Source organism: Nocardia halotolerans, from assembly GCF_042650145.1.
In the GTDB taxonomy this organism is placed as follows: Bacteria; Actinomycetota; Actinomycetes; order Mycobacteriales; family Mycobacteriaceae; genus Nocardia; species Nocardia halotolerans.
Map to the genome: position 1 here is coordinate 674,824 of NZ_JBHSDL010000025.1, position 21,518 is coordinate 696,341.

Annotated in this window: 19 protein-coding genes and 1 tRNA gene; 11 read left to right on the plus strand and 9 right to left on the minus strand. The window is 67.5% G+C overall.

Annotation, left to right across the window (positions count from 1 at the left end; translation table 11 throughout):
* Positions 1-9: 9 nt before the first annotated feature.
* Positions 10-1,143, minus strand: coding sequence for a DNA cytosine methyltransferase (locus tag ACFO5K_RS21655; RefSeq protein ID WP_378566256.1), 1,134 nt, complete (start codon positions 1,141-1,143; stop codon positions 10-12).
* A 278-nt stretch (positions 1,144-1,421) separates the two neighbouring features.
* On the opposite strand from ACFO5K_RS21655, the gene ACFO5K_RS21660 reads away from it, so the two are divergent.
* Complete coding sequence (locus ACFO5K_RS21660) at positions 1,422-2,039, plus strand: putative glycolipid-binding domain-containing protein (RefSeq protein WP_378565913.1); 618 nt, start codon at positions 1,422-1,424, stop codon at positions 2,037-2,039.
* Between the two features lie 179 nt (positions 2,040-2,218).
* On the opposite strand, the gene ACFO5K_RS21665 is transcribed toward ACFO5K_RS21660, so the two are convergent.
* On the minus strand, positions 2,219-3,166 hold the full coding sequence (locus tag ACFO5K_RS21665; RefSeq protein WP_378565915.1) for a prephenate dehydrogenase: 948 nt from the start codon (positions 3,164-3,166) through the stop codon (positions 2,219-2,221).
* Between the two features lie 58 nt (positions 3,167-3,224).
* On the opposite strand from ACFO5K_RS21665, the gene ACFO5K_RS21670 reads away from it, so the two are divergent.
* From ACFO5K_RS21670 to ACFO5K_RS21680, 3 genes are all read left to right on the plus strand, one after another.
* On the plus strand, positions 3,225-3,764 hold the full coding sequence (locus tag ACFO5K_RS21670) for a tRNA adenosine deaminase-associated protein (RefSeq protein WP_378565918.1): 540 nt from the start codon (positions 3,225-3,227) through the stop codon (positions 3,762-3,764).
* 26 nt (positions 3,765-3,790) lie between these two features.
* On the plus strand, positions 3,791-4,225 hold the full coding sequence (locus ACFO5K_RS21675) for a nucleoside deaminase (RefSeq protein ID WP_378566259.1): 435 nt from the start codon (positions 3,791-3,793) through the stop codon (positions 4,223-4,225).
* Positions 4,226-4,271: 46 nt separating this feature from the next.
* A tRNA-Ser gene (locus ACFO5K_RS21680) sits at positions 4,272-4,362 on the plus strand.
* On the opposite strand, the gene ACFO5K_RS21685 is transcribed toward ACFO5K_RS21680, so the two are convergent.
* Positions 4,341-5,357 carry a GlxA family transcriptional regulator gene (locus ACFO5K_RS21685; RefSeq protein ID WP_378565921.1) on the minus strand — a complete coding sequence of 339 codons (1,017 nt, stop codon included), beginning with the start codon at positions 5,355-5,357 and terminating at the stop codon, positions 4,341-4,343. The genes ACFO5K_RS21680 and ACFO5K_RS21685 overlap by 22 nt on opposite strands.
* Before the next feature lie 289 nt (positions 5,358-5,646).
* On the opposite strand from ACFO5K_RS21685, the gene ACFO5K_RS21690 reads away from it, so the two are divergent.
* The gene (locus tag ACFO5K_RS21690; protein WP_378565924.1) at positions 5,647-5,895 is read left to right on the plus strand and encodes a hypothetical protein; all 249 of its coding nucleotides are present in this window, start codon (positions 5,647-5,649) and stop codon (positions 5,893-5,895) included.
* A gap of 49 nt (positions 5,896-5,944) precedes the next feature.
* On the opposite strand, the gene ACFO5K_RS21695 is transcribed toward ACFO5K_RS21690, so the two are convergent.
* Together ACFO5K_RS21695 and ACFO5K_RS21700 are read right to left on the minus strand one after the other, a co-directional pair.
* On the minus strand, positions 5,945-8,233 hold the full coding sequence (locus ACFO5K_RS21695; RefSeq protein WP_378565927.1) for an MMPL family transporter: 2,289 nt from the start codon (positions 8,231-8,233) through the stop codon (positions 5,945-5,947).
* A 156-nt stretch (positions 8,234-8,389) separates the two neighbouring features.
* Positions 8,390-10,690, minus strand: a complete 2,301-nt coding sequence (locus tag ACFO5K_RS21700; RefSeq protein ID WP_378565930.1) for an MMPL family transporter — start codon at positions 10,688-10,690, stop codon at positions 8,390-8,392.
* A 133-nt stretch (positions 10,691-10,823) separates the two neighbouring features.
* On the opposite strand from ACFO5K_RS21700, the gene ACFO5K_RS21705 reads away from it, so the two are divergent.
* The 5 genes from ACFO5K_RS21705 to tgt all read left to right on the plus strand — a co-directional run bounded on the left by ACFO5K_RS21705 (position 10,824) and on the right by tgt (position 17,595).
* Positions 10,824-11,417, plus strand: a complete 594-nt coding sequence (locus tag ACFO5K_RS21705) for a TetR/AcrR family transcriptional regulator (RefSeq protein WP_378565933.1) — start codon at positions 10,824-10,826, stop codon at positions 11,415-11,417.
* Between the two features lie 10 nt (positions 11,418-11,427).
* Positions 11,428-11,904, plus strand: a complete 477-nt coding sequence (locus tag ACFO5K_RS21710; protein WP_378565936.1) for an RrF2 family transcriptional regulator — start codon at positions 11,428-11,430, stop codon at positions 11,902-11,904.
* A gap of 89 nt (positions 11,905-11,993) precedes the next feature.
* On the plus strand, positions 11,994-13,727 hold the full coding sequence (locus ACFO5K_RS21715; protein WP_378565939.1) for an ABC transporter ATP-binding protein: 1,734 nt from the start codon (positions 11,994-11,996) through the stop codon (positions 13,725-13,727).
* Entirely contained in the window at positions 13,724-15,628 is a 1,905-nt protein-coding gene (locus tag ACFO5K_RS21720) for an ABC transporter ATP-binding protein (protein ID WP_378565942.1), read from the plus strand. Before ACFO5K_RS21715 ends, ACFO5K_RS21720 begins: the two co-directional genes overlap by 4 nt.
* A gap of 719 nt (positions 15,629-16,347) precedes the next feature.
* Positions 16,348-17,595, plus strand: coding sequence for a tRNA guanosine(34) transglycosylase Tgt (gene tgt, locus ACFO5K_RS21725; protein ID WP_378565945.1), 1,248 nt, complete (start codon positions 16,348-16,350; stop codon positions 17,593-17,595).
* 164 nt (positions 17,596-17,759) lie between these two features.
* On the opposite strand, the gene ACFO5K_RS21730 is transcribed toward tgt, so the two are convergent.
* A complete protein-coding gene (locus ACFO5K_RS21730; RefSeq protein WP_378565948.1) occupies positions 17,760-18,533 on the minus strand; it encodes a queuosine precursor transporter in 774 nt (257 codons plus the stop codon).
* Between the two features lie 129 nt (positions 18,534-18,662).
* Between ACFO5K_RS21730 and ACFO5K_RS21735 the strand changes: the two genes are divergently transcribed.
* Positions 18,663-19,241 carry a DUF4190 domain-containing protein gene (locus ACFO5K_RS21735; protein WP_378565951.1) on the plus strand — a complete coding sequence of 193 codons (579 nt, stop codon included), beginning with the start codon at positions 18,663-18,665 and terminating at the stop codon, positions 19,239-19,241.
* 72 nt (positions 19,242-19,313) lie between these two features.
* Here the strand turns inward: ACFO5K_RS21735 and ACFO5K_RS21740 are convergent, their stop codons facing one another.
* The 3 genes from ACFO5K_RS21740 to ACFO5K_RS21750 are packed head-to-tail and all read right to left on the minus strand — an operon-like array spanning position 19,314 to position 21,459.
* Positions 19,314-19,997 carry an RDD family protein gene (locus ACFO5K_RS21740; protein WP_378565954.1) on the minus strand — a complete coding sequence of 228 codons (684 nt, stop codon included), beginning with the start codon at positions 19,995-19,997 and terminating at the stop codon, positions 19,314-19,316.
* 42 nt (positions 19,998-20,039) lie between these two features.
* Complete coding sequence (gluQRS, locus tag ACFO5K_RS21745) at positions 20,040-20,963, minus strand: tRNA glutamyl-Q(34) synthetase GluQRS (RefSeq protein ID WP_378565957.1); 924 nt, start codon at positions 20,961-20,963, stop codon at positions 20,040-20,042.
* A 10-nt stretch (positions 20,964-20,973) separates the two neighbouring features.
* A complete protein-coding gene (locus ACFO5K_RS21750; RefSeq protein WP_378565960.1) occupies positions 20,974-21,459 on the minus strand; it encodes a DUF309 domain-containing protein in 486 nt (161 codons plus the stop codon).
* Positions 21,460-21,518 lie beyond the last annotated feature (59 nt).

Genomic DNA, 21,518 nt, shown 5'->3' on the forward strand with positions numbered 1-21,518 from the left:
GCCGCGCGCTCATGCCGCCCAGCCGCCCATCCGATCGAGGTGCTCGCGCACGTCATCGAGGAAGCCGGGCGGAAACCGCAAGTTACCCATCGACGTTCGGCGCAGGAAGCCGGCGGTGGCGCGGGGGGACAGCAACCGGGGCTCGGTGAGGAAGTTCTTCAAGTCCTCGTAGGGCTCGTGCACCGGCCACGTCGAGAGCGGGACGCGGTGGACCACGCCCGCATGCCCCCAGGCCGCGGTCGGCCACGGCTGACCCGGCTGCAACGGCGCACCCAGGCTGAGTGGCGCCAGCGGGGCAGCGAGGCGAGCACCCACCCAGTCCGCCATTCGCACACTCACCGCGTTACCCACCAACTTCCACCGGTGGCCGTGCCGCACACCGGGCACGTCCAGTGCCGGCGCCGTCCACTCCGCGTCGAACCCCTGTAATCGTTCCCCATCGATGATGCCCGGGGTCACGATCTCACCGGCCGGTAGCCGCACCGCCGGCGGGCTCGCGATGCCCAACCCCGAACCCCCTTTGAGCGTGGGCACCGCGTTCACCACCCAACCGAGACCGCGCACGCCCTCGGTCCAGTAGAAACCGCAGGGATCGCGATCCGGGTCGCCGTAGTCGAGGGGGCCGGCATCGTCGCCGAAGAGCACCTGGCGGGGGTCCTCGGTGCGCGAAGCCAGCAACAGGACGCGCTGGCGGCGTTGCGGTAGGCCGAACGCGCGGCCGTCGACCACCCGGTACGCCCACAGATAGCCGAGCTCTTCCAAGGCGTTGGTGACGTGCCGCATCGCCGCTCCGCGGCCCAGCTGGAGCATGAACGGAACGTTCTCCATCAACAACCAGCGCGGCCCGCGCTGACGGCGCACCAACCGGAACACCTCATCGACCAGGCCCGAACGGCGACCGGTGATGCCCGCGGTCCGACCGGCCTGCGAGAGGTCCTGGCAGGGGAAGCCGGCGGCGACGAGTTCGGTGCGCGCGGGCAGGGAGCGCAGGCGGGTGATGTCGCCGTGCAGGGCGGTGTCGGGGAAGCGGGCGGCGAGCACACCCTGGGCGCCGGGGTCGATCTCGCACAGCAACTCCGAGGACCAGCCGTGCTTGCCGAGGCCGAGTTCGAGCCCGCCGATCCCGGCGAACAGCCCGACCATCCGCGTCAACGACCCCTCCTGTGTTCGTGGAGCGCTGGCGCACTCGGATGCTGTGTTGGTTGCAGCGCTGGCGCACTCGAGTTCGCGGCCACCGATCGACCCACGGGTCGAGGACACGACTCGCCCGTCGTGCATTCTATCGGGCCCCACACCGACGAACCGACCGCGAACGAGCGTGCGAGCGGAGCCGGGCGTCCCGGCGGTACGGCGGGCCGGGATTCGCTGGCGTGATGCCCGTGTTGTGGGGCGGCGGCGCCGATGTCGCTTACCGTAGAGAGGTGACGATCCCAGCCCCGGGCCCGGCCGCAGGCCCCACCGAGAACAGACCGGCCTCCCGGTGGCCCGCGGTGCTCACCTGGCGTGCCCACGACGACAGCCGCATGGAATCGGTGCGGGTGACGGTGAACGGCAACCGGATCAGGGCCGCGGGCCGGATGATCGGCAGCGCCAGCGAGGAACATCCGGCGTTCAGTGCCTCCTATGACCTGGTCACCGACGAGGCGGGCGCGACGCGGCGGTTGTCGCTGCGCACCACCACCGCCGCCGGTGAACGCCACGCCTCCATCTCCCGTGACGAGGAGAACTACTGGCTCGTCGACGCGGGCGGCAACCACGTGCGCTCCACCTTCGCCGGTGCCCTCGACGTCGACGTGGTGCTGAGCCCGTTCTTCAACACGCTGCCGATTCGCCGGTTCTGCCTGCAGAACGCCGTGGGCGACGTACAGGTCCCGGTTGTGTACGTGCGGTTGCCGGATCTGCTGGTGCAGGAAGCCGAGCTCACCTACTCGAGCGCGGCCGACGGCATCAATGTGCTCTCCCCGGTCTCGAGCGCCACGCTGAAGGTCGATCCGGAGGGATTCGTCCTCGACTACCCTGGGCTGGCCGAGCGGGCCTGATGTAGCGGTCGCAACGCGCAGGCATCGAGGTCGCCGGGTTCATGTTCTCCGGCTCATGTTGGCATGCCTGCCTGGTTCCCGGGCCACGCCTGCGGGGCAGCCAACGTGTGGGTGGCCTCGCGATCCTCACGGCCGCGTCCTCGCGTCGCCTCACCTCAGCCAGAACCCCGGCGCGAGGATCACACCGTGCGTAACACCCCTCCGCGCCGACCGGCCTGTCGAAGTTCGTCCAGCCATCCGGGTGCACCGGGAGTGACCCCGGTGATCTCCCATGCCACCCGTTCGTCGTAGGCGACTCGACCGCGGTAACCCTGCTCGACAAGTTTTCCCAGCCCGCCATCCGCGCGCAGCGAGTCCCGCGCGGCGACCAGAGCGTCGATCGTCTCGTCGAGCACGCGTTCCAGCGCGCCCGCGTTCGGTTCACAGATCGCCCGCACCAGATCGGGCGCGGTCCCGGCCACCCGCGTGCCGTCGCGGAACGAGCCCGCGGCCAGACCGAGCGCCAGTTCGCCGCCGCCGGCACCGGCCGCGGCCAGCGCTTCGGCCAGCACGTGCGGCAGGTGCGAGATCCGCGCGACGGCCTGATCGTGCTCGGCGGCCAGTACCGGAACCACCACCGAACCGCAGTCCAGTGCCAGCCGGACCACGCGCGACCACGGCTCGACCCGAGTGCCCTCGTCAACCCCGACCGCCCACACCGCACCGCGGAACAGTTCGGGATCTGTTGCCGCCCAGCCTGATTCCGAGGTGCCCGCCATCGGGTGCCCGCCCACGTAGTTCGCCGTGAGACCGTGTTTGCCGACCGCTTCGGCTACCGGGCCCTTCACGCTCACCACATCGGTCAGCCAACACTGCGGCGCGAGCGCGGCGATGTCGGCCAGGATGGGTTCGACCGCGGGCATCGGCACCGCGATCACGACCAGCGCATCGTTCGATGCGGCCCGGCGAAGTACCGCGCTCAGGTCGACGGAGACGTCGAATCCGGCACGACTCGCCGCTTCGGCGCCGTTTTCGGAACGGTTGTAACCGAAGGCCGGATATCCCGCCGCGACCGCCGCGCGCAGCAGTGAGCCGCCGATCAGGCCGGTTCCGAGGACGCACACGGCGCCACGCTCGTCGATGCTCATCGGAACAGATTGGCACACGAGTTCATCAATACGGGCGGGACAGACTACCGTTTGGTTTATGGCAGCACAGCGCTCGGGCACGAACAGGGCGACGTCGGATGACGACTTCGACGTCGAGGGGTTCGCCGTGGCGGTGGTCCGCGAAGAAGGCACGTGGCGGTGCAGTCCGCTCAGCAACGAAGCCCTCGTCGACCTCTCCGCCGCCGAGACCGAATTGAAAGCATTGCGCAGCTCGGGTGCGGTGTTCGGGCTGCTCGACATCGACGACGAGTTCTTCGTGGTGCTGCGTCCGGCGCCGAGCGGCACGCGGCTGCTCGTCTCCGACGCGACCGCCGCGATCGACTACGACATCGCCGCCGACATCCTCGACGCGCTCAATGTCGAGATCCCCGACATCGACCCCGACGAACTCGACGACATCGAACCGTGGGAGGAGGGCGACCTCGGCGTGCTCGCCGATCTCGGCCTGCCCGAACCGGTTCTCAGTGTGATCCTCGCCGAAACCGACCTCTATCCCGACGAGCAGCTGGGCATGATCGCCCAGCGGCTCGGCTTCGCCGACGAATTCGCGGCGGTCCTGGACAAATTGCCCAGGTGATCGACAGAACTGTGTCCGATGAAGACATGTTGCGGGCCGCGATAGCGGCCGCTGCCGACGCCGACCCGCGCGATGTGCCGGTCGGCGCCGTCGTCTTCGACGCACAGGGCCGTGAACTCTCGCGGGCCACCAACGCCAGGGAGGCGCTCGGCGATCCCACCGCACACGCCGAGGTCCTCGCCCTGCGCCGCGCGGCCGCCGTGCACGGTGACGGCTGGCGGCTCGAGGGCGCGACCTTGGCCGTCACCCTCGAGCCGTGCACCATGTGCGCGGGCGCGCTGGTGCTGGCCCGGGTCGGCAAGGTGATCTTCGGCGCCTGGGAGCCCAAGACCGGCGCTGTCGGTTCCCTCTGGGACGTGGTCCGCGACCGCCGCCTCAACCATCGCCCCGAGGTCCGCGGCGGCATCCTCGAACCCGACTGCGTCGCCCTGCTCGACGATTTCTTCAAAAACCAGCGTTGACCTGCCGATTTAGCGATCGGGCACCCCATCCGGTACCGTAGTCGGCGGTGGCGTGTCCGAGCGGCCTAAGGAGCACGCCTCGAAAGCGTGTGAGGGGTAACCCCCCTCCGAGGGTTCAAATCCCTCCGCCACCGCCAGCGAGCCCCTCGCCTGTTCCGACAGGTGAGGGGTTTTTGCTATGTCGGGCCTGGAACGTGCTGCGGTAGGCCGAGGGGGAGGTGTGCATTGTTCTGGCGAAGTGGTGGCGGAAGGTGACCGGGGTGGCGAAGCCGGCGGCGACGGCGATTTCTTCGATGGGGGCGTTGCCGGATTCGAGCATGGTGAGTGCGGCCTGGATGCGCTGGCCGGTGAGCCATTTGCTCGGGGTGGTGCCCGTTGATCGGACGAAGTGGCGCAGGTAGGTGCGCTGGGACAGCCCGGCCACGCGGGCCAGATCAGGTATTCCGATCGGTTCGGCGAGGTGTTCGATGGCCCACGACAGGCTGCGGGCGACCGGGGCGTCGAGGGGTTCGGGTGGCATGGGGGATTCGATGTATTGCGCTTGGCCGCCGGTGCGATGGGGCTGGATGACGAGCCGCCGGGCGATGGCGTTGGCGACGGCGGCGCCCAGGTCGGTGCGGACCAGGTGCAGTGCCAGGTCGAGGCCGGCGGCGCAGCCGGCGCTGGTGAGGATGTCGCCCTCGTCGGTGTAGAGGGGTTCGGGGTCGACTTCGATCAAGGGGTAGCGCTCGCGTAGGAGGTCGGCGTAACGCCAGTGGGTGGTGGCGCGGCGGCCGTCGAGGAGACCGGCTGCGGCGAGAGCGAAGGCGCCCGAGCAGATCGAGACGATTCTGGCGCCGTTGTCGCGGGCGTGGCGTAGCGCGTCGATCAATTCCGGTGAGGTGGGCGCGCGGGGGTCGGCGACGCTGGGGACCACGACCGTGTCGGCCGCCGCGAATTCCGTGAGCCCATAAGGGCTGGTGAGGGTGGCGCCGCCGATCACGCGGATCGGGTCGGGTGTTTCCGTGCAGATCTTCAGCTCGTACCAGGGTTGGTCGATGTCGGGCCAGACCAGGCCGAACACTTCGATGACGATGCCGGTTTCGAACGCCGTCATTCCGTCGTAGGCGAGGACCGAGACTGTGGAACCCATGTCCAAATCTTAGCGATAGTCGTCATCTACGCCACTTCTGCTGACGCGGCGAAACTCCGACCATGGACACATGTGGAAGCAGATCAAGGACTTCGCCCTCGGAATCCATGCCGCGCACGCGATCCGGCACGGCGTTCGCCCACCTGCCGGTGCCCACCCACCGGACCGGCAGCCACAATGCGTGGGCGAACGGAAATAACTGTCGTCGGGTATTCATCCGCGTCCGACCTGCGGTGTCTCCGTCGCGTAATAGACTGGGTTACACCGAATCCGGGAAGGAACGATGATTATGCGCGGGCGAGTGCCGCCACCCGCGAAGTCCGGGATCGGGCTCGGGGGCAAGCTTCTGGTTCTCGTGGTGCTGGGCTGGGTGGCTGTCGGACTGCTCGCCGCAGGTCAGCGACACTATTTCGCGAAGCTGCCGAGGGAGTGCGCCGACTGGGCGACCATCGCGGTCACCGCGGCCGCCGGGCCGACGAACTATGTCGGGTTGAATCCACGGGTCACCCAGTGCCAGGTGCCCCAACCCAGCCAGTGAACACGGCGACGGCCGGGAACCCGCGGGTCCCCGGCCGTCGTTGCCGTACCTAGGCTTTCACTGCCGCGACGTCGCGCGCACGTTGCTGGATGTCGCGCAGCTTGGTGCCCTCCACATCGATGTCGGGCACGATCTTGTCGAGCCACTTCGGCATCCACCACGCCCACTTACCGAGCAACACCAGTAGCGCGGGGATGAGCACCATCCGCACCACGAACGCGTCCAAGGCCACGCCGGCTGCCAGCGCGAACCCCATCGACTTGGCGGTGACGTCGGTTTCGAGCAGGAACGAACCGAACACCGAGATCATGATGATCGCCGCGGAGGTGACCACGCGCGCACCGTGGTGATAACCCTTGACCACCGCGGTGGTGGGATCGGCGCCGTGCACGTATTCCTCGCGCATGCGGGTCACCAGGAACACCTGGTAGTCCATCGCGAGACCGAACACCAAGCCGATCAACATGATCGGCAGGAAGCTCACCAACGGATGGGGATCGGAGATCAGGCCGAGCTTGCCCTCCTGGAAGATCAGCACGGTCGCACCGAAGGTGGCCGCCATCGACAGCAGGAAGCCGAGCGCTGCGGTGAGCGGGACCAGGATCGAGCGGAACACCAGGATCAGCAGGATGAACGCCGCGCCTGCCACGATCGCCATGTAGGGAACGATCTTGCTGAGCAGCACGTGGTCGATGTCGGCGTAGATGGCGGTGGTGCCGGTGATGCCGTAGGACATCTGATACTGCTCGTGCAGCGCGGCCTCGGCATCGCGCGCCGACTGCACCAGGTCCTTGGTCGACTGGGCGTTCGGGCCGGCCGAAGGGATGCCGTTGATCAGCGCGCCCGCCCCGTCCCGGCTCATCTGCGCTTCGGTGACCAGGTCCATGTCGGGGTAGGACATGAGCTTGTCGCGCAAGGCGTTCAGCGCTTCGGGACGCTGGTCGGTGGGGGTGTCGCTCAGGTCGACGGCCACCTGCAGCACACCGTTGCTGCCCTCGCCGAAGCCCTCGGTGCGCAGGTCGTATGCCTTACGGACCGTGGTGGTCTCGGGCAGGCTGTCCTCACCGGGCAGGCCGAGGTTCAGGTTCAGTGCCGGTGCGGCGAGCAGGCCGAGGACCACGATGGCCAGGATCATCGTCACCGCGGGGAACTTGGCGATCACCCGGGCGACGCGGGTGCCGTTGGTGACGACGCTGTCGTCTTCGGGGTCGTGCTTGGCCACCAGTGGCAGTTTCGGTTTGAACAGCACCTTGCCGAACGCGGCGAGCAGCGCGGGCATCAGCGTGATCGCGGTGAGCACGGCGAACGCGGCGGCGATGGCGCCACCGAGGCCCATGAAGGTCAGGAACCGGACCCCGACGATGCTGAGTCCGACCAGCGCGATGATCACGGTGAGGCCGGCGAACACCACGGCCGATCCGGCGGTGCCGAGGGCGGTACCGGCGGCTTCCTCGGCCGAGTCCTGTACCGACAGTTCGTGTTTGTAGCGGGAGACGATGAACAGCGCGTAGTCGATCGAGAGCGCGATGCCGATCATCGAGGCCAGGAAGGTGGTGAAGCTGGGTACCTCGACCACCGAGGTGGAAAGGAAGATCAGCGAGGTCGCCGCGCCCAGACCGACGATCGCGGTGATGATCGGCACGAACGCGGCCACGATCGCGCCGAAGGCCACCACCATCACCACCAGCGCCACGGCCATACCGATCAGCTCGGATTTGCCGCTCGGCATTTCCTGTTCCATCGCGATGGTGCCGCTGATCTCCACCGTGAGCCCGGCTTCACGGGCGGAATCGCCGACGTTGTAGGCGGCCTCGCGGTCTTCGGCGGTGATGTCGGCGAATTCGGTGATGGTGAACGGCACACTGAAGAAGGCGACGGTCTCGGGGGCGGTCTCGTTGAGCACGTTCAATGGTGCGCCGCTGCAGGTCGAGGGGTCGGGTTGCGCGGTGAGGCAACCCATTTCCTCGGTCGCCGTGATCGGGTTCACGATCGGTTCGGTGTGGTCGACGATGTCGAGTTGCTCGAGGCTGCTGAGCAGGCCGGCCATCGCTTCGCGGTTGGCCGGGTCGGTGAGCTTCGTCCCGGCCGGCGCGCCGACCACATAGGTGCCGGTCACCGCGTCGAACTCGAAGGCTTCCGACATGCCGGGGAAGTGTTTGTCGAGGATCTCGGTGGCCCGCTCCGACGGCAGGTTCGGCATGCTGAAGTCGTCGGTCATCGGTTTCTGCAGCTGGGCGCCGAGGCCGCCGAGCACCATGAAGCACAGCAACCAGATGGGCAGCACGATCCATTTGCGGCGAAAGGCCAGCTTGCCCCACCGGTACAGATAGACGGACACGGATTACTCCTCGGTGATCGGTGCGGAGCGCGGATCGGAGGTAGAGCCGGTCGAACTAGTCCCTGAGTCTGGCGCCCGGCCACCGCGATATCAAGCACCGGACACGAAGCGACCCCGCACTCCACGGTGGAGTGCGGGGTCGCGGGTCGAGTGCGGTCAGCCGACCGGGACCGGCTGTTTCACCGTCTCGGCGGACTGGGTGCGCAGCTGCTCGAGCTTGGCACCCTCGACATCGATATCGGGCACGATGCGCTCGAGCCACTTGGGCATCCACCAGGCCCACTTGCCCATGATCACCAGCAGCGCGGGCACGATCACCATGCGGACGATGAACGCGTCGATCGCGACACCGGCGGCCAGCGCGAAGCCGAACGACTTCGCGGTGACGTCGGTTTCCATGATGAAGGAACCGAACACCGAGATCATGATGATCGCCGCCGAGGTGACCACGCGGGCACCGTGGTGGTAACCGGCGACCATGGCGTCCTTGGGCGAGCGGCCGTGTACGAATTCCTCGCGCATCCGGGTCACCAGGAACACCTGGTAGTCCATCGCGAGACCGAACACCAAGCCGATCAACATGATCGGCAGGAAGCTCACCAGCGGTTGCGGATCCGCGATCAGGCCGAAGGCGCCCTCCTGGAAGATCAGCACGGTCGCACCGAAGGTGGCCGCCATCGACAGCAGGAAGCCCAGGGCCGCGGTGAGCGGCACCAGGATCGAGCGGAACACCAGGATCAGCAGGATGAACGCGGCACCGGCCACGATGGCCAGGTACGGCACGATCTTGCTGAGCAGCGCGTGGTCGACATCGGCGTAGATGGCGGTGGTGCCGGTGATGCCGTACTGCATGCCGTACTGCTGGTTGAGCTCGGCTTCGGCGCCGCGGGCGTCGACGACCAGGTCCTTGGTGGCCTGGTTGTTCGGGCCCGACTTCGGCACGCCCTTGAGCATGACGCCCTGATTGTCTTCGCTCCACTGTGCGGCGGTGACGTAGTCCATGCCTTCGTAGGAGTCCAGCTTGGCGCGCAGCGCGTCGACGGCGGCTTCGCGCTCGCCTTCGGGGGTCTCGCTCAGGTCGGCGACGACGATGAGTACACCGTTGCTGCCCTCGCCGAAGCCCTCGGTGCGCAGGTCGTAGGCCTTACGCACGGTCGAGGTCGTCGGCAGGCTGTCCTCGCCGGGCAGGCCCAGGTTCAGGCCGGCGGCGGGCGCGGCCAGCGCACCGAGCACGACCACCGACAGGACCAGCGCCACCCACGGCGCCTTGCCGATCAACTTGGCGAAACGCTGACCGTTGGTGACCGAGGACTCGTCCTCGGGGTCGTGCTTGGCCACCAGCGGCAGCTTCGGCTTGAACAGCGCCTTGCCGAAGGCGCCCATCAGAGCCGGCATCAGGGTGACGGCGGTGAGCACCGCGAACGCGGCGGCGATGGCGCCACCGAGGCCCATGAAGGTCAGGAACTCCACGCCGACGATGCCGAGCGCGCCGAGGGCGATGATCACGGTGAGACCGGCGAACACCACGGCCGATCCGGCGGTGCCGAGGGCGGTACCGGCGGCCTCCTCGGCCGAGTCGCGCACGGCCAATTCGTGTTTGTACCGGGAGACGATGAACAGCGCGTAGTCGATCGAGAGCGCGATACCGATCATCGAGGCCAGGAAGGTGGTGAAGCCGGGCACTTCCATCACCGAGGTGCCGAGCATGATCAGCGAGGTCGCGGCGCCGAGGCCGACGACGGCGGTGACGATCGGCACGACCGCGGCGACGATCGCACCGAAGGCGATCACCATCACGATCAGCGCCACGCCCATGCCGATCAGCTCGGACTTGCCGCTCGGCTGCTCCTGCTTCATCGCGATGGAACCGCTGAGTTCCACGGTCAGCCCCGCGTTGCGGGCCTCGGCGCCGACGTCGAAGGCGGTGTCACGTTCGGCGTCGGTCACGTCGGTGACGTTTGCGATGGTGAACGGCACATTGACCGTCGCGACCGTCTTCGGCGCGGTCTCGTTGAGCACGTTGAGCGGTGCGCTCGAGCACACCAACGGGTCCGGGTCGTCCAGGCAGCCCATCTTGTCGGTGAGCGCGATGGGGTTGACCAGCGGGTTCGCTTCGTCGGCCGCGACGATGTCCAGCTCGCTGACCTTGGCGATGAACGCCTCGACCGCGGCGCGATTGGGCGGGTCGGTGAGGAGCTGACCATCCGGCGCGGCGATCACGTACGTCCCGGCGACGGCGTCGAACTTGAACTGTTCGGACATGCCGGGGAAGTGTTTGTCGAGGATTTCGTTGGCACGCGCCGAGGGCAGCTCGGGCATGCTGAAGTCGTTGCTCATCGGCTTGCTGAGCATGCCGCCCAGGGTGCCGAGCAGCACCAGCAGCAGTAGCCAGACGGGCAAGACTATCCATTTACGGCGGAAGGCGAACTTCCCCCATCGGTACAGGTATACGGACAACGTGCCCCGCCTCCACATCTCGATTCATCTGCCTACCGTGCGGTAGGTAGACTACCGACGCAGTAAGTGGAGAGGCAACCTCTATTTTCGGAGGCCGCGTCAACGTCACGCCGAATCATGGGAGGATTGCCGAATGGCTCCCCGGGACACCGCCGACACCGTCACCGCAGGTAGAGGCACCAAGCAGGCGATTCGCGACGCCGCGGTACAGCTTTTCGCCGCCAAAGGCTTCGAACAGACCAGCTTGCGCGAAGTCGCCGATATGGTGGGAATCACAAAGGCGTCGCTCTATTACCACTATGCTTCCAAGCTCGACCTGCTGCTCGCGATCATCGATCCGATCATCGATCACATGCGCGACATCGTCGAAGACATCGACGCCGTGCCCTACGACGACGAGGGCATCCGCGCCGTCCTGCGCACCTACCTGCGCGGCATGATCCGCCACCGCGACGCCGGGGCGCTGTGCGTGCGCGACACCGCTGCCATCGTCAACGCCATCGCCGACCGCTATCCGGACCTGATGGAACCCACCCGCGAGCTGCGGCAGTGGCTGGCCGGGCCGGACCCGACCCTGGAGTCGATGCTGCGCGCGGCCGCGGCCATCGAAGTACTCGGAGTGGCGCTGCTCTCGACCGAGCTCGCGCCCGGCGCCACCGACACCGAAGTCGAGAAGACCCTGCTCGATGCGGCCACCTGTGTACTGACCGCCTGTCACACCACCTAGGCTCGGGGCCGTGCATATCACCGCCAGAGTCGACTATGCGGTGCGAACGCTGCTCGAGCTCGCCGCGGCCGACGGAGTCGTCAAGGCCGAAGCCATCGCCGCCGCGGCCGAGATCCCGCCCAAGGTGCTCGAGACCGTGCTGGCCGAACTGCGCCGTGCCGAACTCGTGCTGAGCAGGCGCGGACCCGACGGCGGCTACCGGCTGGGCAGGCCGGCCACCGACATCTCGGTGGCCGACGTGATCCGGGGGGTGGAATCGCCGTTGGCCTCGGTGCGCGGGCAGCGTCCCGAGGACGTGCGCTACCCCGGCGCGGCCGAACCGCTGCAGCAGGTGTGGATCGCGCTGCGCGTCAACATCAGGGCGGTGCTGGAGAACGTCTCGATCGCCGATATCGCCGCCGACCGGCTGCCCGGTTTCGTCGCCGAACTCGTCGCCGACCCGGGTGCCTGGGCGCGCCGCGAACCCCGGACACCGGCCGGAACCTGAACGCGCGAGTTGTCCACAACCGCGAGTTGTCCACAGGGCCGGAAAACCGCGGGGCGGCGCTGACCTGCACGCGGTAGCCTCGCTCCATCATGTTGATCACCCTGCTGCGGACCTTTCTGGCCCCGTACCGCGCCCAGCTGGCCGGGGTTCTCGTCCTCCAGCTGGTCTCGGTCATCGCGATGCTCTACCTGCCCAGCCTCAACGCCGACCTCATCGACTACGGCATCACCGCCGGCGATATCGGCTACATCTGGACCACCGGCCTGTGGATGCTCGCGGTGAGCTGCGTGCAGATCGCCGCTTCGGCGGCGTCGGTGTACTTCGGAGCGCAGGCCGCGATGGGCGCCGGGCGCGACATGCGCGCCGCGGTACTGCACCGGGTGCAGACCTTCTCGGCCAGAGAGGTCGGCATGTTCGGCGCACCCTCGCTGATCACCCGCTCGACCAACGACATCCAACAGGTGCAGTTGCTCATCGTGATGTCGGTGACGATTCTGGTGATGGCGCCGATCATGTGCGTCGGCGGCATCGTCATGGCGGTCCGCGAGGACATGGGACTGTCCTGGCTGTTGCTCATCGCGGTACCCGCGCTGGCGCTGTCGATGGGACTCATCGTGGCCAGGATGGTGCCGATCTTCCGGCAGATGCAGGAACGCATCGATGGGGTGAACCGGGTGCTGCGCGAGCAGATCACCGGCATCCGGGTGGTGCGCGCGTTCGTGCGGGAGCGCCAGGAGATCCAGCGCTTCGGCGTGGCCAACACCGCGCTCACCGATACCGCGCTACGGGTGGGCCGGTTGGGCGCGCTGATGTTCCCGACCGTTATGCTGATCAGCAACCTGACCGCGGTCGGGGTGATCTGGTTCGGCGGCCACCATGTGGACGAGGGCACGATGCAGGTGGGCTCGCTCACCGCGATGCTGTCCTATGTCATGCAGATCCTGATGGCCGTCATGATGGCCTCGTTCCTGGCGATGATGGCCCCGCGTGCGGCCGTGTCGGCAGACCGCATCGGCGGAGTCCTCGACACCAAGTCCTCGGTGCACCCACCGGTGCAGCCACAGCCCTTCGCCGGCGACCCCGCGACCGTCGAGCTGAGCTCGGCCGAGTTCGCCTACCCGGGCGCGGAGAAACCGGTGCTGCGCGGCATCAGCTTCCGGGCCACACCGGGCACCACCACGGCGATCGTCGGTTCCACCGGTGCGGGCAAGTCCACGCTGATCAACCTGATCCCGCGCCTGATCGACGTCACCGACGGCGCCGTATTCGTCGGCGGCACCGACGTCCGCGATCTGGACCTCGAAATACTGCGCACCGGGATCGGATTGGTACCGCAGAAGGCCTACCTGTTCTCCGGCACCATCGCGACCAACCTGCGCTACGGCAAACCCGAAGCCACCGACGACGAACTCTGGGCCGCACTCGAGGTCGCCCAGGCCGCCGACTTCGTGCGCGAGATGCCACAGGGACTGGAGACACCGGTCGCTCAGGGCGGCACCACCGTGTCCGGTGGTCAACGTCAACGCCTGTGTATCGCCCGAGCGCTGGTGCGTAGTCCGCGCGTGTTCCTGTTCGACGATTCCTTCTCGGCGCTCGACGTGGCCACCGACGCCCGCCTGCGCGCGGCCCTGGCGCCCGTAACCGCCGCCGCGTCGGTGATCATCGTCGCCCAGCGGATCCAGACCATTCGCGATGCCGACCAGATCGTCGTCCTCGAAGACGGCGCGATGGTGGGCCTCGGCACCCATGACCAATTGATGCAGCGGTGCGCGGAGTACCGCGAGATCGTCGAGTCCCAACTCAGCGCGGAGGAGGCTCGATGAGGCCGGGCGGACCAGTACCGGGCGGGCCCGGAAGCAAGCCGAAGTCGTTTCTGCCCTCGCTCAAACGGTTACTGCGCCGACTGGCACCGGAACGGTTCGTAGTCGGCGCGATCATCGTGCTCGTGATCGCCTCGGTCGTGCTCAACACCCTCGGCCCCTACCTGCTGGGCAAGGCAACGAACCTGGTGTTCGACGGTTTCGTCGGCAAACAGCTCGACCCCGGCCTCACCAAGGACCAAACCGTCGAGCTGCTGCGCCGCCAGGGCGAGGACACCCGCGCCGACATGCTCTCGGCGATGAACGTCATCCCCGGCACCGGCATCGACTTCGACGCGGTGGGCCGGGTGCTGGCCATCGTGCTCACGCTCTACGTGGCCGCGTCGCTGTTCGGCTGGATGCAGGGTTATCTGCTCAACATCGTCATCAACCGGACCGTGAAACGACTGCGCGACGAAGTGGAGCACAAACTGCACCGGTTGCCGCTGCGCTACTTCGACACCGCACCCCGCGGTGATGTGCTCAGCCGCGTCACCAACGACGTCGACAACGTGTCACAAACCCTGCAGCAGACGATGAGCCAGTTGCTCACCTCACTGTTCACCGTGCTCGGCATCCTGATCATGATGTTCTGGATCTCGCCGCTGCTGGCACTGATCGCGCTGCTCACCGTGCCGGCCGCCATCGCGGTCACCGCCCAGATCGCCAAACGATCCAAACCACACTTCGTCGACCAGTGGAAATACACCGGCGAAGTGAACTCCTCGGTGGAAGAGGCCTACACCGGCCACGAGATCATCACCGCCTTCGGCCGCAGCCGCGAGGTGGGCCGGGAGTTCGACAAGCGCAACGGCAAGCTCTACAACGCCAGCTTCCGCGCGCAGTTCATCTCCGGGCTGATCATGCCGGCCATCATGTTCCTGGGAAACGTGAACTTCGTGTTCATCGCCCTGGTCGGTGGCCTGCGGGTGGCCACCGGCAACCTGTCGCTCGGTGAAGTACAGGCCTTCATCCAGTACTCGCGCCAGTTCAGCCAGCCGCTCACCCAGATCGGTGCGATGGCCAACCTGCTGCAGTCCGGTGTCGCCTCCGCCGAACGGATCTTCGAGATCCTCGACGCCGAAGAACAAAGCACCGACCCGCTGGTGGAGCAGCCGCTCCCGGACGGTCGCGGCCGCGTCGAATTCGACGACGTGAGCTTCGGCTACGACCCGGAAAGCCCGGTGATCGAAGGACTTTCGCTGGTCGCCGACCCCGGCCACGTCGTCGCCATCGTCGGCCCGACCGGAGCGGGCAAGACCACCCTGGTCAACCTGCTCATGCGCTTCTACGAACTCGACGCGGGCACCATCCGCATCGACGGCGTCGACATCACCACCATCAACCGCGAACACCTGCGCGAACGCATCGGCATGGTGCTACAGGACACCTGGCTTTTCCAGGGCACCATCCGGGACAACATCGCCTACGGCAACCCGGACGCCACCGAAGCCGACATCCTCGACGCCGCCCGCGCCGCCTACGTCGACCGGTTCGTGCACTCGCTGCCCAACGGCTACGACACGGTGATCGATGAAGAGGGCGGCGGGGTGAGCACGGGCGAGAAACAGCTGATCACCATCGCCCGCGCCTTCCTGGCCAAACCATCGATCCTGATCCTGGACGAGGCGACCAGCTCGGTCGACACCCGCACCGAACTGCTGGTCCAGCACGCCACCGCGGCGCTGCGCCGCGACCGCACCAGCTTCGTCATCGCGCACCGGTTGTCCACGATTCGCGACGCCGACCTGATCGTGGTGATGCAGAAGGGGCGCATCGTGGAACAGGGCACCCACGAGCGGCTGCTGGCCGAACGCGGGGCCTACTTCGACCTGTACAACGCCCAGTTCGCCGCTGCTGAGTAAATGGAGCTGTGTTTGTTGGAGCGCTGGCGCGCTCGAGTTCGCGGCCCCCACGTCCCGACGATCAGGCGCCGTTGCTTGCTCCTTCGTCGCGTACGCAACGGCGCCTGATCGTCGGGACGGCCGCGAACCGCCGCTTCGCGGCGGCCCCTCCTCGAGGTCGGGGCGTGCGTGGCTGGGTTTCGTTGGTTGGTGTGTGTTTGCGGACCGGCGTTGGGGGGCCCTTCTCCGAGGTCGGGGCGTGTGGGGCTGGTTCGGCGGTGAGTGGGAACCGCCGCTTCGAGGCGGCCCCTCTTCGAGGTCGGGGCGTGCGTGGCTGGGTTTCGTTGGTTGGTGTGTGTTTGCGGACCGGCGTTGGGTGGGGCCCTTCTCCGAGGTCGGGGCGTGTGGGGCTGGTTCGGCGGTGAGTGGGAACCGCCGCTTCGTTGTGGTTCCTCTTCGAGGTCGGGGCGTGCGTGGCTGGTCTTGCCAGTGGGTGGGTGTTTGCGGACCGGCGTTGCGCGGCGGTCGCTCCTCGAGGTCGGGGCGTGCAGGCTGGTTTGTCGGTGCGTGACTTTCACGGCCCGGCGTTGTGGGCGTGCTCGTTCTGGGTTGGGGCGGTGTGGCTGGTTTTGTCGGCGGGGTGGCGTGGTGTTCGTGGACCGGCGTTGCTGGGCGGGCCCAGCTCGGGAGCGGGGTCGTGCGGGGGCGGGGGTGCTGTCGACGCGTGGCACGATGAGTGGGTGGCTGATAGCAGCGGATTCTCTTTCACCGTAGGTACCCGTCTCGACGGCGATCGGCACGGGCGCACGGGGGTGCTCGGCACGCCGCACGGGGAGATCGCCACGCCGGCTTTCATCCCGGTGGGGACCAAGGCGTCGGTGAAGGCGGTGCTGCCCGAGACCATGCGGGAGCTCGGTGCCCAGGCGTTGCTGGCCAACGCCTACCACCTGTACCTGCAACCCGGGGCCGACATCGTCGACGAGGCGGGTGGGCTGGGCAAGTTCATGAACTGGGCTGGGCCCACCTTCACCGACAGCGGCGGCTTCCAGGTGATGTCACTGGGCGTCGGGTTCAAGAAGGTGCTCGCGATGGAGGCGGTCGGGGTGCGCTCCGATCAGGTGATCGCGGCGGGCAAGGAGCGGCTGGCCACCGTCGACGACGACGGGGTCACCTTCCGTTCCCACCTGGACGGCTCGCCGCACCGTTTCACCCCGGAGGTGTCGATGGGCATCCAGCATCAGCTCGGCGCCGACATCATGTTCGCCTTCGACGAACTCACCACGCTGATGAACACCCGTGGCTATCAGGAGAAGTCGTTGCAGCGCACGCACGAGTGGGCGCAGCGCTGCGTCGATGAGCACGAGCGGCTCACCGTCGCGCGCAGTCACCGGCCCTATCAGGCGCTGTTCGCGGTGATCCAGGGCGCGCAGTACGAAGACCTGCGGCGCAAAGCCTGTCGCGAACTCGAATCGATTCGCGGAAGTGCCGGAACCGAATTCGACGGCTACGGCATCGGCGGCGCGCTGGAGAAGCACAACCTCGGCACGATCGTCGGCTGGTGCTGCGACGAGCTACCCGAAGCCAAGCCGCGCCACATGCTGGGGATCAGCGAACCCGAGGACATGTTCGTCGCGATCGAGAACGGCGCCGACACCTTCGACTGCGTGAATCCCTCACGGGTGGCGCGCAACGCCGCGATCTACGTCGACCAGGGCAGGTTCAACATCAACACCAGTCGTTTCCGCCGCGACTTCACCCCGATCGACGACAACTGCGACTGCTACACGTGCGCGCACTACACCCGCGCCTACCTGCATCACCTGTTCAAAGCCAAGGAGATGCTCTCGGCCACGCTGTGCACGATCCACAACGAGCGGTTCACGGTCCGGCTGGTCGACCGGATCCGGGCGAGCATCGACGGTGGCTACTTCGACGAGTTCAAGAAGGAATTCATGGGCCAGTGGCAGGGCCGGGTCAAGGCGCCGTAGCCCCCCGATGACCGGCGCCGCCGGGTTCGCGACCGACCTCGGTCCGCATTTCCCAGGGTTGCTGACTACATCGCAACCCCGGGTCATCCGGAGCGAGGTGGCCGCGAGCGGTGAGTTCGGCTGGTACCGCACATGTTCGCGGCTCGCGCGGCCCCATCCGGTGTTCAGTCGTGCAGGGCGTCGACCTTCGCCGGTGCGTAAGTCGGCTCGGTCTTCTTGAGGATCGCGATGACGCGGTAGGTGAGCGGCATGACCAGAATCTCACACAGCGTCTTCCACAGGAATCCGACGATCACGTAGTTGATGAACGACTGCCAGCTGTCGATCCCGATGGCGGTGGCGGCGATCGAGCAGAAGATCAGGGTGTCGGCGAACTCGCCGATCACGGTGGAACCGATCAGCCGGGCCCACAGGTGCTTCTCCTTGGTGCGTTCCTTGATCAGCACCAGGGTGGCCGAGTTCAGCAGCTGCCCGACGAAGTAACCGGCCAGCCCGGCGAGCACCAGCTGCGGGGTGGTGCCGATGACCGTGCGGAACGCGTCCTGGTTCTCGTAGAAGCCGGCCGCGGGCAGGTTGATGGCCACCGTGAAACAACCCACGGTGAGCAGCAGCGCCGCGAAACCGGTGTAGATGGCGTGGCGGGTGGCCCGGAAACCGTAGACCTCGCTGAGCACATCGCCGAGGATGTAGGCCAGCGGGAACAGGAAGAACGCGCCGTCGGTGGCGATCGGCAGGATCTGCAACGGGCCGAGCAGCAGTGAACTGCCGGAGAAGAACTCCACGCCCTTGGTGGCGCAGATGTTGGAGATGATCAGCGTGGCCGTGAACACGGCGACGATTACCGGATAGAACCCCCGCGCCGCCTGGGCAAATGCCGCATGTTCCGGCGCGGGGTGCCCAGGTTCGGGGGATTTTTCGAGCGGGTTCGCATCAGTCACGTCCCCATCCTCCCAAGGCGACCTCGGCCCGGGTGGGCTAACCCCGACGTGTCCGTGCTGGTGCGCGACCTCCGAGGGCCCGTCTCGAGCACGCCAGCGCGCGGCAGAGGCATGCAATACGCTGTAGCGATGACGAATCCTGGCGATTCCGACGAGTGGTGGAAGCAGTACGGCGGTTCCGGTGTGTCGCCGGAGTCCGGCGCGCCGGGTTCGGTGCCGCAGTACCCGCAGCAATCCTCGCCGCAGCACCCGCAGCAGTCCGCCCCGCAGTACCCGCAGCAGTCTGCCCCGCAATATCCGCAGCAGTCCGCTCCGCAGTACCCCCAGCAGCCGCCGCAGTACCCGAACTACCAGCAGCCGGGCGCTCCGCAGTACCCGCAGCAGCCGCAGTACGGCGGTTATCCGCCGCCGGGCGCGTACCAGCCCTACGGTGGGTACCCGATGCAGCAGGGCACCAACGGGCTGGCGATCGGCGCGCTGGTCTCCTCGCTGATCGGGCTCTGTACCTGTGGTCTGGGTTCGGTCGTCGGCATCATTCTCGGCGTGATGGGACTGAACCAGATCAAGGAACGTGGCGGCGATGGCCGCGGAATGGCGCTGGCAGGTATCTGGATCGGCGCCATCTACCTGGTGGGCCTGGTTCTCTACTTCCTGTTCTTCATAGTCATCGGTATCTCCGGCGGGTTCGATACGACCTCGACGTACTGAACGATCGAAACGCAAACAGGGGCGCCTCCGAGATTCGGAAGCGCCCCTGACGTTTTCGTCAGACCAGGGTGATCAGCCCTTGACGACCTGCGTGCCGCCGGCGAACTTGTCGTGCCAGCCCTGCTTGTTGGGGTCCTGCGAGATCGTGACCATGATGTAGATGGTCAGGCCGAGGCCCACCAGCTGGCCGATGCACGGGACGACACTGACCACCGTGAACAGGTTGCGCTTGAGCGACTGCTCGGGGGTCAGGTTCGGCGCGCCGCCGGGCGCGACCACGCGCAGGCCGAGGATCTTCTTGCCCAGCGTGGTGCCCTGGGTGACCTCCATGGCCACGAAGTAGCCGTAGACGGCCAGCGAGATCAGCGCGCCGGCGATGAGCTGGCCCGTGTTGCCCGCACCGAGAATGAGGGTGAGCACGATCGAGAGCGGGATACCGATGATCAGGTTGTCGATCACTCGCGCACCGATCCGGATGCCGAGATCGGCGGGCTGCACGCCGGCGAAGCCCTGCTGGCCGTACGGGTCGGCCGGGTAGGCGGCCTGGCCGTAGGGGTCCTGGCCGTAGGCGGGCTGCTGCTGGCCGTAGGGGTCGGCCTGGCCGTAGCCGGGCAGCGGCTGGCCGCCGTGGGTCGGCTGGCCGTACGGCTGCGCCTGCCCGTAACCCGGCTGCTGCTGGCCGTAGGGGTCCTGGCCGTAGCCGCCGGGCTGACCGCCCTGCGGGTACTGGTTGGGGTCGTAACCACCGCTGGTCATAATTCGTCCTCGTCGTGATCAGTAGATCGGTCGATGCGTACGTTACGGACATCGGTCTGGTTGGAACAACCCGATGGGCTCGAGTATCCACGGTTTTTCCGGGACGCGCGCGGGGTCGAAAACTTCGCGGAGCTCGGCTGTTGTCCGCGCGGTGTAGCCGAGAGAGCCCGCGATCGCCGACACCACGTCTTCGGGCGTGTTGCCCAGGGCGCGTTGGTCCGAAAGGCTCACCGCGCCGTCGCGTTTGGCCAAGCGTTTGCCTTCGCCGTTGAGCACCAGCGGTACGTGCGCGTAGGTGGGGGCCGGGATTTCGAGCAGTTCGCCGAGGTAGGCCTGACGCGGGGTGGAGGCCAGCAGGTCGTCGCCGCGCACCACCTGGTCCACGCCCTGAGCGGCGTCGTCGATGACGACGGTCAGGTTGTAGGCGGGGATGCCGTCGCCGCGGCGCAGGACCAGATCGTCGACGGCGCCGCGGTATCGGCCGTGGCACAGGTCGGTGATCTCGTAGTCGTCCACCTCGGCACGTAAACGCAATGCGGGCGAACGTCCTTCGGCGCGCCGGGCGGCGCGCTGAGCGTCGGTGAGCTCACGACAGGTGCCCGGGTAGGCGCCCATCGGGGCGTGCGGCGCGGTGGCGGCCTGCTGGATTTCGCGGCGGGTGCAGAAACATTCGTAGGTGCGCCCGGCGTCGGTGAGCTCGTCGATGGCCGTCGCGTAGGCGGGTAGCCGCCCTGATTGCCGTAGTACCGGGCCGTCCCAGTCGATGCCGATGGCGGCGAGGTCGTCGAGCTGGCGTTCGGCGGCGCCGGGGCGCACGCGGTCGAGGTCGTCGATGCGGAGCACGAATCGGCGTCCGGTGGTTCTGGCGAACAGCCAGGCCAGCAAGGCGGTGCGCAGGTTACCCAGGTGCAGCTCACCCGAGGGACTCGGGGCGTAGCGGCCCGCGCCGCCTGCTGGGGATGGCACCTACGCGATTCTAGGCGGATGTGCGGCGCAGGCTCGTGCGCAACTGCTCATCGGTGATGGAGGTCTGCGCGTCGAGCGCGGCGAGCAGGCGCTGGGCGTGGGCGACCACGCCGGTCACGTCCACGTCGTGGTGCTGGGCGTTCGCCGGGTAGGCCGTGAGCCGCTCGCTCGCCCGGCGTAGCAGCGTGGCGGCGCCCTTGGCGTTGCCACGCTGGATGTGGGTGATGCCGACGGCGTATTGGGCCAGGCCCTGCCAGAGCATCCGCTCGGCTACCGGCCTGTTCTTCCACGCCGCCTCCAATACCTCGTGTGCGTTGAATGCCAAACCGTCGTCCAGCAGTTGCTGGGCGAAGGTGAGAGTTTGCTGGGGTGGCAGCTCGAGGTCGTCCGGAATTCGGGCGACTCCGGCACTGCCCGGCGGCAGGGGTCGGCCGAGTCGGTCGCGGGGGCGGTCGTTGCGGGCACGACCTGCGGCGTCGCGGTCACGGGAGATCATTCCCCCATGATCCACGTCCGGCGTCGATGGTGCCCATGGGGCAGCTGAGACGGCCGAGA